The sequence below is a fragment of the Luteibacter anthropi genome (assembly GCF_023699965.1).
Classification (GTDB): Bacteria; Pseudomonadota; Gammaproteobacteria; order Xanthomonadales; family Rhodanobacteraceae; genus Luteibacter; species Luteibacter anthropi.
This window is the reverse complement of the sequence record NZ_CP077072.1, coordinates 1,143,762-1,160,569: the sequence shown is the minus strand read 5'-3', so window position 1 is coordinate 1,160,569 and position 16,808 is coordinate 1,143,762. Positions and strand designations below refer to the sequence as shown.

16 protein-coding genes are annotated in these 16,808 nt (G+C 60.8%); 1 reads left to right on the top strand and 15 read right to left on the bottom strand.

Annotated elements, in window-relative coordinates:
* Positions 1–241 precede the first annotated feature (241 nt).
* The 15 genes from KR767_RS05370 to KR767_RS05305 all read right to left on the bottom strand — a co-directional run bounded on the left by KR767_RS05370 (position 242) and on the right by KR767_RS05305 (position 15,705).
* Positions 242–1,177, bottom strand: a complete 936-nt coding sequence (locus KR767_RS05370) for a TauD/TfdA family dioxygenase (RefSeq protein ID WP_250878375.1) — start codon at positions 1,175–1,177, stop codon at positions 242–244.
* Positions 1,158–2,339 carry an ATP-grasp domain-containing protein gene (locus KR767_RS05365; RefSeq protein ID WP_250878374.1) on the bottom strand — a complete coding sequence of 394 codons (1,182 nt, stop codon included), beginning with the start codon at positions 2,337–2,339 and terminating at the stop codon, positions 1,158–1,160. Before KR767_RS05365 ends, KR767_RS05370 begins: the two co-directional genes overlap by 20 nt.
* Positions 2,336–3,412, bottom strand: a complete 1,077-nt coding sequence (locus tag KR767_RS05360; protein ID WP_250878373.1) for a cupin-like domain-containing protein — start codon at positions 3,410–3,412, stop codon at positions 2,336–2,338. Before KR767_RS05360 ends, KR767_RS05365 begins: the two co-directional genes overlap by 4 nt.
* Entirely contained in the window at positions 3,409–4,302 is an 894-nt protein-coding gene (locus KR767_RS05355; RefSeq protein WP_250878372.1) for an arginase family protein, read from the bottom strand. The genes KR767_RS05360 and KR767_RS05355 overlap by 4 nt, the downstream gene beginning before the upstream one ends.
* Complete coding sequence (locus KR767_RS05350; protein WP_250878371.1) at positions 4,299–5,447, bottom strand: arginase family protein; 1,149 nt, start codon at positions 5,445–5,447, stop codon at positions 4,299–4,301. Before KR767_RS05350 ends, KR767_RS05355 begins: the two co-directional genes overlap by 4 nt.
* A gap of 18 nt (positions 5,448–5,465) precedes the next feature.
* A complete protein-coding gene (locus KR767_RS05345; protein ID WP_250878370.1) occupies positions 5,466–6,533 on the bottom strand; it encodes a cupin-like domain-containing protein in 1,068 nt (355 codons plus the stop codon).
* 31 nt (positions 6,534–6,564) lie between these two features.
* Positions 6,565–7,407: an arginase family protein gene (locus KR767_RS05340; RefSeq protein ID WP_250878369.1), complete on the bottom strand. Its 843-nt coding sequence runs from the start codon at positions 7,405–7,407 to the stop codon at positions 6,565–6,567.
* On the bottom strand, positions 7,404–8,534 hold the full coding sequence (locus KR767_RS05335) for an arginase family protein (RefSeq protein WP_250878368.1): 1,131 nt from the start codon (positions 8,532–8,534) through the stop codon (positions 7,404–7,406). The genes KR767_RS05340 and KR767_RS05335 overlap by 4 nt, the downstream gene beginning before the upstream one ends.
* Entirely contained in the window at positions 8,531–9,832 is a 1,302-nt protein-coding gene (locus KR767_RS05330) for a hypothetical protein (RefSeq protein ID WP_250878367.1), read from the bottom strand. Before KR767_RS05330 ends, KR767_RS05335 begins: the two co-directional genes overlap by 4 nt.
* Before the next feature lie 69 nt (positions 9,833–9,901).
* Positions 9,902–10,030, bottom strand: a complete 129-nt coding sequence (locus KR767_RS21315; protein ID WP_284732871.1) for a hypothetical protein — start codon at positions 10,028–10,030, stop codon at positions 9,902–9,904.
* Positions 10,031–10,056: 26 nt separating this feature from the next.
* Positions 10,057–10,194, bottom strand: a complete 138-nt coding sequence (locus KR767_RS05325; protein ID WP_250878366.1) for a hypothetical protein — start codon at positions 10,192–10,194, stop codon at positions 10,057–10,059.
* A gap of 131 nt (positions 10,195–10,325) precedes the next feature.
* Entirely contained in the window at positions 10,326–11,558 is a 1,233-nt protein-coding gene (locus KR767_RS05320) for a lysophospholipid acyltransferase family protein (protein ID WP_250878365.1), read from the bottom strand.
* Entirely contained in the window at positions 11,555–13,024 is a 1,470-nt protein-coding gene (locus KR767_RS05315; protein WP_250878364.1) for a radical SAM/SPASM domain-containing protein, read from the bottom strand. Before KR767_RS05315 ends, KR767_RS05320 begins: the two co-directional genes overlap by 4 nt.
* Positions 13,025–13,135: 111 nt before the next feature.
* Positions 13,136–14,392 (bottom strand): ABC transporter permease, encoded by a 1,257-nt coding sequence (locus KR767_RS05310; RefSeq protein ID WP_250878363.1) that lies wholly within the window; start codon positions 14,390–14,392, stop codon positions 13,136–13,138.
* Positions 14,389–15,705 carry an ABC transporter permease gene (locus KR767_RS05305; RefSeq protein WP_250879121.1) on the bottom strand — a complete coding sequence of 439 codons (1,317 nt, stop codon included), beginning with the start codon at positions 15,703–15,705 and terminating at the stop codon, positions 14,389–14,391. The genes KR767_RS05310 and KR767_RS05305 overlap by 4 nt, the downstream gene beginning before the upstream one ends.
* Positions 15,706–16,040: 335 nt before the next feature.
* Between KR767_RS05305 and KR767_RS05300 the strand changes: the two genes are divergently transcribed.
* Entirely contained in the window at positions 16,041–16,763 is a 723-nt protein-coding gene (locus KR767_RS05300; RefSeq protein ID WP_250878362.1) for an ABC transporter ATP-binding protein, read from the top strand.
* Positions 16,764–16,808 lie beyond the last annotated feature (45 nt).

Genomic DNA, 16,808 nt, shown 5'->3' with positions numbered 1-16,808 from the left:
TTCCCCTGTAGGAGCGCGCCTTGCGCGCGACCGGCTCTCCCAATGGCCCGGTCGCGCGCAAGGCGCGCTCCTACAGGGGATATTTGCGTAGCCGCCACCACCAGGCCAGGCCAGGCACCAGCGCCAGTTTGGCGGTGACGATCAGCATCCCACCCGCATCGAACCATCGACAGATCCACTTTAAGGTGCTAACGATTTGTGGGGCTCACGGCGAGCATGGGCTCTTATGCAGGGTTGCCCATCAGCGCATGGTCCCCTGTCCTGTATCGAAGCGGGTACTGAACGAACAGAGCATCACCAGATCGCGCTCAGGGTCGCTGGTCTGGTTACGGCCGTGCAACACCCGGTAATTGTCTATCAACACGAAATCACCGGTTTGCCAGCGGATGCCGCGTGTGAGCGACCGGGCGGCCTGGCGAAGCTCCTGCAACAAGTCTGGATCTATTTCACTACCATCCTCCCACGTGACCTGGGTGCTGAACGACCCTTCGGCGTCTTCATGGTCGGGGCGCTTGTACGCTTGCGTGAAAACATTCTGGCTTACGGCCTTCTGCCCGGAGTCGTGCACGGGAGCCAGCACCTCTGCAGCGAACTCGAAAACGACGCGGCGATCGCTGCGCTCGGTAACACTTACGCCACGGCGGGCAAGAGCCGGTTCCACGGCACCTCCCAGTAATCGATGCACCACCGGGTTTCCCACCAGGATGGCATCGAACGCCTCCGGCGGAACATAGTTGCGGAATCGAATACGACGCCGTGCCAGGATGTCGCGGGTGGCGGGCGAAAGTTTCTCGAGAATCGCCGCACCATCGGCGACGAGGGTTTCGCCTCCCGAACCTTCCCGTGGGGCCCGGCGGCAGTAGAACCACAGCAGGTCCGGGCGCAATGGGCTGTTCCCGTATTCGAAGTGCAGATCGAGGGCCGCCTGACCGATCGTCACCGTCTGCAGTTCATTGCGACCGCTTGCAGGCTTCCTGTCACCGAACGGAGACAGCAGGAAACCTCGGCTGAATCGCGACGCATAGGCATGAAATGCATCAGCATCGATGCAAAAGCCTCGAAACACGACGGCTCCATGTCGGGCGAGATCGTTCCAGACGGATTCGTCATCGATCTCGGTGAGTGACCGGCCGGCGGCAGTGAGTAACTTCGGGCGATCACTGATTGATGTATTCATGCGTCGTCCTGCCTGTTTGATGGAAATATCCGATGGATGCGAGCAGGGCTTCGCGCCGCTCGGTGACTTCGGCAAGCGTGTCACCGCGCAGCACCGCCTTGAACTGGCCATCTGCGCAATGAGCGCTCTGGCTTCGCTCACCCGAGTCGTCCACGAAGCATTCGACGATCCATGGAAGCGTGCGCAGGTATGCCCGATCCACCGATAGCGGTACGCCATGCGGCACGAGCAGCCACGAGGTTTCTGCCCGACGCGCTCTGGGCAGCGGCGACGGTGCTCCACATTGCGCCGCATACGAAGCTTGATAGAGATTGACGCCGTAAGCCGCCTCTATCGCCGCGACGATGCCGATGCCGCCTGGACGGCTGGCTATTTCGCAGAAATAAAGCTCCGTATCGGAATAGAACATCTCCAGGTGAAAGGCGCCATCCTGGAATGCGGGTAGCAATCGGAACACTTCGCGCATGGCGGCTTCCACGCGCCGATTGAGTTCCGCATCATGAGAGAACTCGCTAGCCACGTACGTGAAATTCGTAAAGGAAAGGCAGAAATTGATATAACGCGACACGGCGAAAAAGCTGAGCTCGCCATCGACAACCAGGCCATCGACATGCAACATGGGTAAGTCGATGAAGGCCTCAAGCATTTCATCCTGTGCGACCGGATCGACGTCCTCTATACCCGGAAAGATGCGTACCTCGATGCCCCCCGATCCCAGCAACGGCTTGCGGACGACAGGCCCGATCCCTGCGGCCGGAAAGACCTCCTCGCGTGAGCGTCGCTGAAGGGGGGACCAGAAGGCCGGCAACTTGAACGAACCTGCGGTTCGCAGGTATTCCTTCATGAACAACTTGTTGCGGAATGCACGTGCGCTCAGGAAGGATTGTCCTGGCAGCTCGAGTGCCTCGCGTATCTTCGCCGCCAGTAGCACGTACTGTTCATCCATACAGGCGACACGGGTGATGAGGTGGCGTACGCCTGCCTGGTCCAGCGCTGCCAGGACACCGGCAAGCGTCATTTCGGTGGCGTGGATCGCCTCCATGTCACCATCGGTCTCGACGGTCGATGCAGAACCGGTCGGTTTGATGACGATCAGCCTGTGTGTCGGGGGTACCTTCACAGGCTCGGCACCTGCCACAAGCAATACGGTTTGCTCGATCATGCCGCCCCCTGCATCATCAGTTTATCGAGATGGCGCAGGTAGGATGCGCGGACGGCCGCCAGGTGGCCATCTTTCGTTGCCGGCAGCGACGAAGCGAGGATCGCCCTCATGACCTTGCGTCCAAGCTCCACCGCCGGAAGGGTTGCCGGGTCAGTGGCGTGCAGGTGGCTATCCAGTTTTTGCAGAAGCGTATCGGGACGGGCCTTCACTCGCTGACCGAGTACGGTTGCCCAGTCCGGCGAGGTTGCGTAGCTGGCAAGATTGGTCTCATCAACGAAATCGAAACTTACAGAGACCGATGTCTCCAGCGTCCGTACGTGGTGGGCCCATTCCGTCCCGACGTAAAGTACTTGTCCTGGCTGGAGTTCCGCGTGCCACGCCGTGGCCTGTCGCCACGTCGGGAACTCACTGTCGTCCGGGGCTTCCGGGTCCATGAACCCTATGCCTGGCTGGTAGACGTGCGCCAGGTCGGCGGGAGAATAGAGCGTTGCGCGCTTGCGGCCGCGTAGCTGGGCGATCATGGCGATCGTGCCGTTGTTATCGACATGCAGCGGCGTCAGCGCACCAGGAAGACTCACCAGTAACCACAGGTGGTTGAACAGCGAGTAGTAATAGGGAAGTGCATGGTTGAGTGGTCGCAAGGGTGGTGGAACCAGCGGCGACACTTCGGCAAAGGTGGGATCATCCGCGCGATGCACAAATCGAAGGGTGCCGCAGTACAAGGGAAGATCCTGTGCGGCGAATGCTTCGTACGAGCCATCGAGCCAGCGTCCTTCGTAGAGCTCCCTGACGCGGCCTGGTTGTTCAATGTAGTCGAGATAGCGGGAAAAATCGGTCTCGACGCTCACGAGGTTGGCGCGGCGATGCGTTACGAAGTTGGGTGCTTTTGCAAACGCGTCGATATGGCCAAAACGTTGCCTCAGTACACCAAGGTCCTGCCATGCCGCGTAGCTTGGCCAGTCTTGTATGTATCCGGAGATGATCCATGGACTGTCGTGGAGAAGCCTTGGGTTTTCGCGGTGCAGCCTGGCGAATTCGGCAACGTCTATCACGGGGATGGTGCGTGCCTTCATGCGGTAGCTCCCTGGCAGCTGTGCAGTGGATATCCGCCTGCCTGTAACTGCGAGGCGACGAGCCCGGCGACATAGGCCAGGATCGTGGCCGCCGCACGGGCGGTCATACCATCGTGATCGAGCAGAGGGTTCACCTCGGTGAGGTCGAATCCAACGATCTGTCGTCGGGCCGCAATGTCCTCGATGCGACCCAGCACTTCGAGGACAGTGAGGCCCCCGGGTACCGGATGCCCCGTTCCCGGCGCGATGGTGGGGTCGAGAGCGTCGATGTCGACCGACACATAGACAGGTGCGCCAGGGCATGACCAAGCGTGGGGCAAGGCGATGGGACCTTCATCCATCCGCATGACATCGAGACGTGGATCCTGGGTCGATTCGTCGAAGTACGTCATGCCCCGATGACCTGCCACGAGCATCCGCCCCACGCCGGGCAAGGAGGCAATGCGGCGAAGTACCTGTTTGTGATTGTGCGGAAGTACCTCGCTCCACGGACAAAAATCGGTGTGTGCGTCAAACCACACGATATCGATAGGTGTACGCGAAGCAATGGCGGCGATGGCGCCATAGGACACGGCGTGGTCGCCACCAAGCAGCAGGGGGATGTTCCCGGCCACGTGGCAGGCGAGGACGGCTTCCTGTGTCCGCTCTACGATGCCAGGCCAGTCCACGCCGTCGCTTACAATGATGTTGCCATGATCGAAGCCCGCCGCCGCCACATCCAGCCCCATGCTGGCTGCACGTATCGAGGCCGGGCCATGGCGCCCCCCCGATACGTAGGCGTTGCCATAGTCGGAAGGAACACCGATGACCGCGATGGCGGCTTCCTGCACATGGCGAGGAGCACGTGGCCATCCGAAAAGCGTGGTGGGTTGCGCGCAAAGGAGTGTCATGAAGGTTTCCTGGCAGCCGATGCTGCTGCAATGAGCAGGTGAAGTGCCGTCATGGCAAGGGCTCCCCAGCAGGGGTGGCTGGGGTTCAACCCGCACAGGTCGATGGATGCGATCCGCCGACGGCCAGCGACATCGTCAATGAGAGCTCGCACCGTCCGGTAGTCGAAGCCTGGAGATGTGGCCGACGCCAGGGCCGTCATATCGATACCCAGGTGAACCGGTACATCGGCGGGTTCCAGCCATGAAGCATCCCGGCCCCGGGGAGTCACACGGCGGTACCTGCCCGATAGTCCGGATGATGCACCCCATGGCACCACGTCGTAGTAATGCCGTACGCCAGGCAAGGCGAGTGCGTGCGAAGCCAGCGTTGCAGCGGTGGGCACCGCGCCGTCCTGCATGGCGTGATTATCACCAGTACACACGCGTACGACGTCGGTCTGGCCATGCGCGGCGCACGCGCTGATCGGCACGAAGGCAGTACTGCTGTCACCGCCCAGCATGATGCCCATGGCGCCTTTGTCCGTAAGGATGCGCCAGGCTTCGCCGCCCCGCTGGAAAACATTCCCGACAGGCTCGCCGTGGCGAACGAGTACATCGCCTGCATCGGCCATGGCGACGCCGCGAAGGATCGCGAGACGCTCGTCGGCATCGAACCAGCCGATAGCATGGCCCGTCACCGGATCGACGTTGTACAACAGCTGCAAGGATGTCTCGCGCAGGGCCACGGGGCCTCGCCTGGCTCCCGCTGCGTCGGGATCACCGAAATCCCAGGGAAAGCCCAGGAAGACGATATCGGCGTCGCTGGCAACCAGTCTGGCTGCCGGCCCATCGAATAAGCGCACCGGCGGATCTGTCAGTAACCGGGAGGCTGCTGGCGTACCTGGCGGAACGAGGAAACCACGCGTACGGAGTTGATCCAGTGCACGCCATGCCGCGGTTCCGGGTGACCCTGCCACCGCGGCCAGCGTCGACGGTTGCATGAACTGCATGAGCAGCGCATGCAGTGCGACCGGCAGGCTCAACCGGGTACCCACGCCTTGCAGGCAGATCGTGACCTGCCTGTCGTCGAGTGACTCCACCGCGAACCCCGGCGCGAGAACCAGGGGGATGTGGGTATCGATGTCGATGTTCCCGGCAGCTGCCATGTTTGCCCTGCCGTCCATCTACACCAGGGCCTGTGCATCGAGCATGTCAAGCAACGCTTGCTTCGTTGCACGCGAACGCGGCGACAGGTCGCCCTTGAGTGCGCTGGCAAGGACAACAGTCATCAAGCCCTGGCCGATGTCTTCCAGGTCGCCTTCTTCAAGAAGGGCATGGAGCCGCTTGTCGGCGGAGCGTGTACGTACCAGGTCGGCATGCTTTTGCGCAAAGTGGCCCAATTCGACCCGCCAATCGCTGGAACCGGCATAATCGGCCAGGTTCAGCGGGCTGACCATGTCATGGCTTACCGTGATGGAATCGGAAAGCGTTACCACATGGTGCGCCCAGTTCGGCCCCCAGATCAGCAGATCGCCTGGTCCAAGGCGACCGCGCCATGGGGTCGCCTGTCGCCAGGTGGGAAAATCAGCATCGTTCGGACGATGTGGATCGAGATAGCCGACCCCTGCGCAGTAGAAATGCGCCTTGTCAGTGGGCGGATAGAGAATGGCTTCCTTCTCGCCTTTCAGCTGGCCCAGGTAGGCGATGACGGCATTGTTGTCCTGATGCAATGGAGTCAACGCACCACGTAGGCTTACATACAGCCATACATGGTTACCGGACTGGTAATAGTAGGGGATCTCATGGTTAAGGCAATCCAGGCCGGCTGGAACCGAAGGCGATATATCATCGAATACGGCATCACGCGCATGCCGGACAAGTTGCAGGTTGCCGCAATACAGTGGCAGACCGAGCTCTTTCAGTAATGCGGCATCGCCACGTGTCCAGCAGCCGGCAAATAGCTCGTCGATCGAGCCGGGTGAGTCCACATAATCGAGATACGTGGCGAAATGGGTGCGGACCTGGCACATCCGTGTATCGCGATGCGTAGTGAACTGGGGTGCTCCGGCAGTGACAGGAAGATGGCCGAATCGCTCGCGCAGCAGGTTGTGGTCGCGCCAGCGCGTCCACGCCGGCCATTGTTCCACGTGGTCTTTGATGACAAACGGTGTGGAGGAGAGGATGGCAGGGTCTTGCCGGATCATTTCCTGAAACGCAGCGGCGGAACATACGGGAATCTCTTTTGCGTCCATGGCCAGGCCTCCTCGGTTACGCGCAGATGGGTTAGTGTTGGGCGGTGTCAGCCAGGACATGCAGCACGGATGCGGCAACTGCCGATGTCATGTCTTCCACATCCAGACGAGGATTGACCTCGACGACATCGGCACCGCAAACCTGCCTGTGCCGGGCAATCGCCGCGACCAGTTCGACGAGGCGCTCAGGCATGAGGCCACCGGGTACGGGCGCGCTCGTACCCGGTGCCCGGAAGGGGTCGACGACATCGATATCTATCGAGATGTACCAGGGCAGGTCCCTATCCATCCGATCCAATAGCGCAGATACGTGCATCTGCGCTGCTTCGGCCGTGGTAATCACCTGCGCCTTGTTTCCCAGGCAGGTCTCGTCGCCGGCCGTGAAACCACGGTATCCCACCTGCACGATATGTTTCACGCCCGGCAAAGTTTCCACCCTTCGCAGCACCTGCTTGTGGCTGTGACCGCGAGTACCTTGCCAGGGACTGAAGTCCGTGTGCGCGTCGAACCACACCACGCCTACCGGGTGTCGCTGCTGCAGAGCGTCGATGGGCGCAAAGCTCAGAGAGTGGTCGCCACCGATCACTAGCGGACGATGTCCATCTTCCAGGCATGCGGTGATGGCGTGGTAGACCCGCTCAAGCAGGCCGCCCACGGAGAGGCCCGCGGGTACCGCGATGTCCCCGCCATCACAACCCGCGGGTAACGGTGTGGTGAGGTGGTGCGAGAGCCGACGGATGGTGGAAGGTCCCAGCGCTGCTCCTCGCGAGACACCATTGCCATGATCGGAAGGAACGCCAAGCACGCGAAAGCGGCCAGGGCCAGTAATGCGTTCTTCGTGCGTGGGCCAGCCAAAGAGCGTCGTCGCGCTCATGCTCGTCTCCGGGACAGCATCGCTCGATGCATGGCGCGCAGGAGCACGTGGCATGCCGCGATGGCGGCCAGAGGAGCCTCGGGGCGGTCCATGTCCAGTCCGGTCATGCTTATGCCGACCAATCGGCCTGATTCCGCCACGGCGGCCACCAGCGCGTTAGCTTCATCGATGGACAGCCCTTTGTTGAGCTGCGGCACGGTGAGATCCATGGCGCCAAGGTCGATGGCCAGGTATACGTTCCCCGTGGGAAGTGTTTGTTGCGCATGTGTCTCGCACAGGTTCGATACCCCGAGCACTCCGGACAGCCGAGCGAGATGCTGATCGAGGTTCGCGACACATATCAGCTCGCCGTCCGATGCAGTTTCGTCGACGGAAAGTGCCATTCTTACGACGTTGAGAGGCCCCGACTTTGCCGCCTGCCGAACGGCAGCGTATGTGGAGGTGGCATCACCCCCGAGAATGACGCAAACCGAGGTTGCAGAAGGAAGCGTCGCAAGGGCTTCCGTGATGCGATCCATCGATGTGGACTGCTCCTCGCCGAAGTGCACCGGTACGTCGCCCGCATCACACAGGCTTACGCCAGCCATGATTCGGTGCCCGGCCGCCGCATCATGCCACCCCAGTGGCAGGCGTGAATCGAAATCCACGAAATAGGCGTAATCCTGTGACTTCATTCGGATGAGAGCCGGGGCGTCACGATGGTTGCCCCGGCCGCCGAGGTCGTAAGGGATGCCAAGCACCGTAATATCCGCGTCCTGACCGGCGTTGGCTGCCGGCGCGTGGCAGAATCGTAGCGGCACCGGTCGTCGGGGCGCTGGTACATCCACCCGTGGTTTCTCAGCATCCGCCAGGAGGCCTCGCGCTAGTAATGCGTGAATGCTCCTCTCGATCCCAGCGCCCGCGTCTGCGACGACACCCGCCTCCAGCGGTGCTGGCCTGGCGAAGCGACAGAGCAATTCGTAAGCTCCACGACCAATGCGTGTACGCCGGCCCGAAGCCGTATCCACGATAAGCACATGCGTGCCAGCATGCGATTCGATCATCAGGCCATGAGCCTGGACGATCAGTCGCGGCATCCGCATTATCGGGTCCACTGAGGTGACACTGTCCAGCGTCTCCGGCGTCATCCCAGGCTCCCTTGTCCAGCGTCCCGTGGGGATGCCAACCGACGCATGGCTTTCAACAGGCCCCGGCCGATGTTCCAGAAGGTCATGGTCGCGCCCACCACCACGACCAGACGCCAGCCCGTCTCCATGAAGGCATGAGCAATGTTCAGCGCCGATGGTTCCGTAGTGATGGCGTGTACATGCCCGGCGACGAATGACGGAAGGTTGCGCAGCACGTTGAGCACGACCACTTCGAACATGGTCTTGAGGACGAACGCGATGAATAGCGTGCCCACGATCGTGTACAGGCCAAGTACCCAGCGCGCACGACGGCTCAGCGTCGTACGCGCTGAGTCACGCTTACCTCGAAGGCTTGTGGCGAGTTCCTGCCACCACGCCTCCTGCTGCTTGCGAAGATTGACGATGCCGAACAGGTCACTGACGAGCCAGTAGCCGTCCATGCGAAGGAACGGGTTGAAAGTGTTCGCGATGGAAAGATCGACAAAAACGAAACCGAAAAGAAAAATCGGGTGATGCGTTACCAGATAGGCAGCCACCAGTGCGGCCAGGAAGAATGATTCGAAATAGACCCCACCGATGTCGATGATGGCACGCTGCCGTCGCGGAAGCTTCCACGCATCGGAAACATTTGTCCACAACACGGTATAGACGAGGTAAACCCCCCAGCCGATGGTCATGTCGCGGCACCCGAAGTGGGACGCCGCACTGGCATGGCCGAATTCGTGGCACAACGTGGCGAGCGTCGAGATGAGCATCAGCCACAGGATGCTGGTGATATCCAGCTGGTTGAAGTCGAACTGGTTTCCCTTGAGCAGGAAGGCATACACGTAGACATGCATGGCCAGGAACATCAGCAGGCCGGCAAGCATGGCTGGCTTGCGAAACAGGAACGAAAGCCGGCGTGCCACGGGGGCAACTACCGAGGCCTTGATGATCGGCAATTTGACATGCAGGAAGGAGCGCGCTGATTGCGCACTATGGGCGGCCCGGGCGGGGTCCTGGTCGGGGTGGATCAGGATGCCGCGAGGGAGCAGGGACTGCTCTATGAGTTTGCGCAACCATTCAGCATCCCGCGATGCATCGTGACGTGCCCGGTAGTCACTGATCGCCTCCTGAATGGAGCGCTCGCCGTCGAAACTTCCCGCCAGTACCAGGTAATCTGCCGGTATAGCGAAGCGCACGTCACCCTGTCCGTCGGCTCGCGGCAGCATGCAAAGCTTCATCGGCCGTTCCGCATCGGAATCGAAATCCGAGACTTCAAGCAGGGGGTTGACGATAGGTGCCATCGAATCGCTCATGTCTTCGCTGCATCGGGATACCCCGCCAGCGCGAGCGCTGGCGGGGTACGTACGGCAACCAGGCGACGTTTACTGCGCCTTGGACTTGTCACAGCGGCCGTTGCAACGGTCCGACAGTTCGAGACGATCCTCCAGTTCGATGATTTCGAATTCGTCGATCAGAAGGGTCTCGTCCTTTGTTTCAATGTTGTTGCTCATGATGATCTCCGTTTCAGTAAGGTAGGTTACGACGCCTGCGAACTGCCCTTGCCGTTGCAACGACCATTGCAGCGATCAGAGAGTTCAAGGCGGTCTTCCAGTTCGATGATCTCGAACTCGTCGATGAGCAGCGATTCTTCCTTCGTCTCGATGGTGTTGGGCACGGTACTTATCCTCTGTTGGTTGAGCATTCAACGCAGCAGGCCTCCCCCGCCGCGCGCGTGATGTACTCGACAATCAACGATCACCACCACCTGGTACATCGACAGGTGGTAATTCCCATGTGCATGGCCGTTCAGGCCAGGGCATTGGACCGAACGGCAACAACGGCGTGGCGAGAGAAAAGCATGCGGAGCAGTCGCCACGCTTTTTCCCGCTGCACGCCGTTGCATTCGTCCAGCCATGCCTGGTCGATACCACCAGGGCCGGATACCTGCGCCACGAAAGCGGCATCATCCTGGGCAAAACGGTAGCAGCGGGTGGATTGCACATCGACCAGGACACGTTCGCCATCGCCTGGCAGCTCCATGACGCGCGAGGTATCGAGTGCCAGCCCATCGCCGCGGTCCAGAGTACGAACCAGTTCGTCTTCGACATCGGTGGGCTGGCGCTCCGGTTGCCTGTGCGGTAGCCGCCACTGGTGGAAGAGGTCGCCGCCGCACCATTCCCCGGCAGACTCAAGGAGAAGCTCACCGAACCACGCGTAGAGCTGCTCTGTGGTCTCCGTAACGAAAGCCCCTGCAGCATCGCCTTGCAGGGGGCGAGTCGGGTCCAGCAGCGACAGGCAACGGCATTGCGGCCGGCCGTCGCGCATCAGTGCAACGACGGGGAGAATCGCGGCGCCGAAGCGGGCCGCCATGGCGATCAGGCCGTTCTTCACTTTCACGCCGGTATCGAGCATGCGTACGGATTGCCTCCGGTGGTCACCGCGTGGCCCATCGATACCCGTGTTCCCATCGATCGTGGAAACGATGCATGCGCCGCGCGCGAGGCCCCGTGCCAGTGCCAGTGCCCCGCCAGGCGCCTCTACGCACACATGCCGGAAATATCGCCATAACGCAGCCGTCGGGTTGGCTTCGCGTGCCGACTCGTAATTTCCATAGGCATCTGCGGCCAGGGGCACGAGGACTTCGATGCCGGCATGGGCCAGGTCAGATGTCAGTTGCCGCATATGCCCGATATGAAACGTGACGACCACTATTCCGCGGCCCTGTGCCTGCGTATCGCGAATGGTCTGAAGGGGCAGATCGGCAACGATCGGCGGTGGCGCTTCCGTCGTGAGCCGGGGTAGTGTGTGATGGTGATACAGCCAGCCAAGCCAAAGCTTGCTGATGGCGGCCTCGCGCGCAAGGCCCATGATGTCCGTCGTGCTCCGCCGGTTGCCCAGTAGAGCCAGGAGATTCATCCGGTAGGCACGAAGTCCGTAGTGGCAGAGCTCCTCATCCGACAGTTCATCCAGCGCTTGCCTCATATCCTCCGGTGGGATGTCATCCGAAGCCAGCCATGCGCCCAGCAAAGGCGCGCTCATGTCGTGAGCTCCTCGATGGCAGCCGGTGCCGCCTTGTCGACAGGTTTCGCTGCGGGCCTGGACACCTCGAAGAAAGCCACCATCTCCTGCTTTGCCGTCCTGCGGATGCCCGGACACGGCCGCTCTCCTGAATCGATGCGGATCTTCGGGCAGTGCACGCCCTGACAGGCAGCCAGCATGTGACATCCCTGGCACCCGGTGTCCCGTTCGAATGCCGGCTCGGTCCATAGCGCCATCTTGTCGGTGTCGAGATCAAGCGTGCCATCGGGGCGGATTTTCCCAACGATATTGTGGTCGGCCTTGTCCAGGTCGATGGTGCATTTCATTAGGTCACCGTGGGCACCCACGATGAAATTGTATGGGCGAGCGGCATAGCACACCTCCTCTCCGGCACCGAGTCCGGGTCGCCAGCCACCTGTTACGTGAAGCCCAAGTTTCCGTGCTGCCGCAGTCAGTCGTTTGCGTACCGCATACGACTCGTCGGTGCCGCAAACGGCGAGGTTCGCGTCATTGGCACCGCCCCACTGGCCAACCGCATGAAACGCAAGGATGAAGCGGTCGTCGTGAGCAAATCGCTCTTCAAGCATGAGCAGGAAGCTATCCAGGCCCGGCGCGTTCTGCTGGTCGAAGTTCACCCGGATGACTACCGTAAAATGATCATCCCTCGCGGCCAGTGCGCACAGGTTCTTGAAGATCACCTGGAAAGTGCCGCTCCCATCACGACCACCACGATGACGATCGTGATCATCGGGTAACCCGTCGAGAGTGATCTGGAAATCGTTGATCTTCCAGCTGAGCAGCTTGTCGGCCACTTCTTTGGTAAGAAGATAGCCGTTGGTCGTCATGTGGGTGTCGTAGCGCAGGCCGGCCTCGGCGGCCACCTCGGAAAAAAATGGCCCGAGGTCGTCGATGGCGGCCATGCCGTAGAGCGGCTCGCCGCCGAACCACGAAACACTCAACTCCCGAAGGGAGCCCAGGCGCGATCGGACCAGGTTCTTGATGCCCTCGCGCACGTCGGGCTGCATCGTACCGCGACGGAAATCCTCATAGCAGTACGTACAGCGGAAATTACAGTCCTCGGAGGCGAGCAGGATAAATTCGAGCCGGTCGGTGCGATGGATGTCGGCGCCAAAGGCCATCTGCACCCGCCTCAGTTCATCGGCGCCCGAAGGAACGAGGAATCCCCGTTCCGCGAGATAGCGTGCGATTTTCGACGCATCGCTTGCTACGGTTTTCTGGCTGATGAGGTCCCGCACGGCGTCATGTTGTTCGGGACGGAACGCGTTCATCGATCCACTGTAGGTATTCCACAGCAGAAGCCATCCCTCGCTTGTGGTGGCTTGCACGTTGAAGCGCGATGGCTTGTACTGGCGGCCCGTTTTCGGTGGGGTCGGGCTATCGTCAATCAGCGTAATCGGAATGCGGTCCAGTGGAGACCTGGCCAGAATATCGGTGCTCGAAACCATCACAACCTCCCATGTCGCTGGAATCTGAAGCTGGCTACCGTGGGCGCGCCGCCGATGGTGGCGCGAGATGGATACTCTTTTGTTTTCCCCTTCGCGCCCGAAGGCGCACCATCAGGCTTCCCTGATGGCTATTGCTGGATCGACGCGCGATGCCCTGCGCGCAGGAAGCCACGTCGAAACCTGGCTCAGTACTACGACGACGAACAGACCAACCAACGCATAGGGCACGGGAAGGCGAGCCATCTCGTACCGCGCTATCAGCGCGATGTTCAGGGCTACGGCCATGACGAGCCCGAGTGTCGCACCAGCGGTGACGATCACAAGATTCTCGATCTGGAAGTAACGAAGGATGTCCCGGCGTCGCGCGCCAAGCGCACGGCGGATACCGATCTGGCGTTTGCGCTGCTCGACCCAGAAGCTCGTGAGGGCAAAGATGCCAGTGGCCGTCACGACAAGAAGGATGATCGATACTCCCCCCATCAGCGCTGCCATGCCCATATCGGCGCGATAGGCCTGTTGCCGGATATCGTGGAAAGTCTGGATGCCGTCGTCGGCGATTACCCGTGCGGCGTTGGTGCGGTATAGCGCTTCTGGAACAGAGCGTAGTGCTGCGCCGAGTCTGCCCGGACGAGCCCTTATGACATACCTGGAGAAGGTTGCATTGATGCGCGATGGCACCAGGATCGAATTGTAGGCGAAGCTGCTGCTGAATTCATTGATGCCCGGCGTCTGCAAGCGGGGAATCACACCGACGACCGTGCTTGGCGCGGTTGCCCCGTCGAGGAATACGGGCTTACCCAGCGCATCGCCAGCAGGGAAGAGCTTTCGAGCCACTGCATCGGTCACGATGATCGCGGGTGGTGTCGCAGGATTGCCCATGGCGACATGTCCCACCTCTGGCATGGTGAACTGCCTTCCCGAGCCCAGTGGGACGCCAAGCGTTGCCAGGGCTGTTGCGTCGGTGAAGTAGTAGCTGACGCGCGCCGTCGGTTCCGGCTGCGAGGGAGCCAGGCCGAGGCCGCCATTCCAGGCAGCAGAGTTCATCAGGGGAAGCGAGTTCATCGGCGTGGCGGAGAGCACGTCGGGCAATTCGCGGATTGTGGCCAGGTCCTCACGTTGCATGGCATCCAGCGTTTCATTCGCATCGGCCTTGCTCGTGTCTATGCCGGACCACTGCTGGGTAACGACGAAGAGGTCGTCCTCTGCGATGCCCGTAGGGCGCGTCACCCTGTCCATGCGGGTACTGATGATAAACACGGCATTGCACACGATCGCTAGGGTGATCGCCACCTGGAGAATGATCAGTAGCACGCCGGCCTTGTGCCTGGAGAGTGCCGATATGAGAGGGTGCAGGGAAGGATTTTTCATGTCGACTTCAACTGCAGGGTGGGCTGGACGAGCGTGGCACGGAAGGTTGGGTAGGCACCTGCTGCGATGGTCGATGCGATAGCAAGAACGACAGTGGTCAGGAGCAGGCTGACATCGAAACGGGCGAGCGACGCGATTTCAGGCGGAAGCAAGGCGTGCACGCACGCCACTCCTGCAAATGTGAGCAGGAGGCCTGCGATGCCGCCGGCGGCGCCGACCATGCCTGACTCGATGAGGAACTGTGCGTAGATGTCCTTGCGCGACGCACCGATGGCACGGCGTACACCGATCTCTGCGCCGCGACGCTGGAACTTGGCCAGCAGGAGGCCGGCCGTATTCACGAGGCATACAACAAGCAAACCGAGAGCCACAAGCAACGAGACGCCGGTATCCGGCGGAACGACATGGCGCGAGTCCAGCCAGTCCGGGAGGTTTTGTAGACGAACCGCGGGCTGCCACGACACGGCACCACTCGCATGCAACTGAGCCGCGTACCCATCGAGGTATTGCCGGTAGGCATGCTCGCGCTCGCGATCACCTAATTGCACCATGTAGCTCAGCCAGGCACAGTTCGATCCTGTGAGACCCCGGATGCCGGATTCCTCCGGAGTTTTCACGCAATCGGTATTTCCGGTGTTCGTTATCGATGCATCGATCGCTGTGGCGAAAGGCACGAAAATATCCTCGCTGGCCGTCGAGAATCCGCCGGTGTTCACCACATCGTAGAAGCGCGGCTGCGGATTCCACGGCTGGGTTACGCCAACGACCCGATACGAGCGTCCATCGATGGCGATGTCGCGCCCCACAGGGTTCTCGCCATGGAAAAGCTTGCTTCCGAGCCGCGCGCCAATGACGGCCACCCGGGCATGTCGTGCATCATCTTCCCGGCTCCAGCCGGCTCCGTTCTGGAATGGGACATCGAACATGCCGAAGAAATCGGATGACACCGCATGGCCATCGACATTGGCTGGATGAGTGCCCGCGGTTGCGGACGATACGGCGGGAGAGATCTTGTACATGACCGTCTGGGCTTCCGCCCGGGCATCCCGAAGAAAATCCGTGGCCGTGCGGTAATCGAGTGCTGGCGGCGGCTCGCCGGGCGTGCCGCGCTGGTCAGGCCCCCAGATGTCGATCTGTGGAACGAAAAGTGCCCCTGACTTCCAGGGTATGGGGTCGCCTGATACGGCACGAAAAACCGCGTATGTCGTCATGGAAGCGCCAACGCCGAAGGCGATGGTGATTATCATGAGAAGGGTCATCCCGACATTGCGGCGAAAGCTTCGCAGCGCAAGCGAAAGATAGTATGCGAACACGTAATCTCCCCTGTTGCTGAGTGACGATATCGTGCAGTGCTCCCCCACCGCGAAGATGTCCGTCACCCGATTAAAGAAAAGTAGGCCTCGCCCTGCAAAGATGTCAATCACCTGTTCGTGTTGCCGTCCACCCTTCGCTCCAGAAAAAACGTTGCGTTTTCTCATCAATTGGCGGCCTGCTTATGACGGACTGCCCCGGATGCTCTGGCGTGTAGGGGATCGCCTACAAATAAATAAGGACCGGATTACACATAATCGGCAACAAGTACTTGCGATATGGTATCCACACGTAGTTTGCGTTATGTATGGCCGGTGTTGGGGCCAACGGATATGCCATGCTCAGGATGCAAAATCTGGGAAAGATCTACCGCACAGCGTCGGTGGAGACGACAGCACTGGACGCATTGGACATCGAGGTGGCCAAGGGCGAATTCGTCGCCGTCACGGGGCCATCGGGTTCGGGGAAAAGCACCTTCCTCGCCATCGCCGGCCTGCTCGAATCCTTCACTAGTGGCGACTACCTGCTTGATGGGATCAACGTACGTGATCTCGACGACGATGCGCGTTCGGCCGTTCGCAACGAAAAAATAGGTTTCATCTTTCAGGCATTCAACCTGATTCCCGACCTTTGCGTGTTTGACAACGTCGACGTACCGCTCCGTTATCGTGGTATGAAAGCCCAGGAACGCGCGGCAAGGGTTGAAGGGGCGCTGGAGCGCGTCGGTCTATCGTCGCGAAAGCGCCATTTCCCTTCTCAGCTTTCCGGAGGGCAGCAGCAGCGCGTTGCGATAGCGCGGGCCCTGGCCGGGTCGCCCCGCCTGATCCTGGCAGACGAGCCCACCGGAAACCTGGATTCCGACATGGCCAAAGGCGTGATGGCGTTGCTCGACGATATCCATAAGGAGGGTGCAACCATCATCCTGGTAACCCATGATGCATCGCTGGCAGCGCGCGCACAGCGTCATATACACATTATCGACGGAAGGATCGTCTTCTCATCAGGTGATCCGGGTGAGTCACCGACGGTGCAAGAGTCGCTCTCTAGCATGCCAGCCTGATGGAGCGCTAGTTCTTTCCATCGGGCTGTTCGGCCGTCGCGCCGT

Bases quoted from the DNA above. Each gene is read 5' to 3' on its own strand.
- KR767_RS05330 (WP_250878367.1), bottom strand. From the start codon at position 9,832: ATGAGCGATTCGATGGCACCTATCGTCAACCCCCTGCTTGAAGTCTCG.
- KR767_RS05315 (WP_250878364.1), bottom strand. From the start codon at position 13,024: ATGGTTTCGAGCACCGATATTCTGGCCAGGTCTCCACTGGACCGCATT.
- KR767_RS05320 (WP_250878365.1), bottom strand. From the start codon at position 11,558: ATGAGCGCGCCTTTGCTGGGCGCATGGCTGGCTTCGGATGACATCCCA.
- KR767_RS05350 (WP_250878371.1), bottom strand. From the start codon at position 5,447: ATGGCAGCTGCCGGGAACATCGACATCGATACCCACATCCCCCTGGTT.
- KR767_RS21315 (WP_284732871.1), bottom strand. From the start codon at position 10,030: ATGAGCAACAACATTGAAACAAAGGACGAGACCCTTCTGATCGACGAA.
- KR767_RS05365 (WP_250878374.1), bottom strand. From the start codon at position 2,339: ATGATCGAGCAAACCGTATTGCTTGTGGCAGGTGCCGAGCCTGTGAAG.
- KR767_RS05355 (WP_250878372.1), bottom strand. From the start codon at position 4,302: ATGACACTCCTTTGCGCGCAACCCACCACGCTTTTCGGATGGCCACGT.
- KR767_RS05360 (WP_250878373.1), bottom strand. From the start codon at position 3,412: ATGAAGGCACGCACCATCCCCGTGATAGACGTTGCCGAATTCGCCAGG.
- KR767_RS05300 (WP_250878362.1), top strand. From the start codon at position 16,041: ATGCTCAGGATGCAAAATCTGGGAAAGATCTACCGCACAGCGTCGGTG.
- KR767_RS05370 (WP_250878375.1), bottom strand. From the start codon at position 1,177: ATGAATACATCAATCAGTGATCGCCCGAAGTTACTCACTGCCGCCGGC.
- KR767_RS05335 (WP_250878368.1), bottom strand. From the start codon at position 8,534: ATGACGCCGGAGACGCTGGACAGTGTCACCTCAGTGGACCCGATAATG.
- KR767_RS05340 (WP_250878369.1), bottom strand. From the start codon at position 7,407: ATGAGCGCGACGACGCTCTTTGGCTGGCCCACGCACGAAGAACGCATT.
- KR767_RS05345 (WP_250878370.1), bottom strand. From the start codon at position 6,533: ATGGACGCAAAAGAGATTCCCGTATGTTCCGCCGCTGCGTTTCAGGAA.
- KR767_RS05310 (WP_250878363.1), bottom strand. From the start codon at position 14,392: ATGAAAAATCCTTCCCTGCACCCTCTCATATCGGCACTCTCCAGGCAC.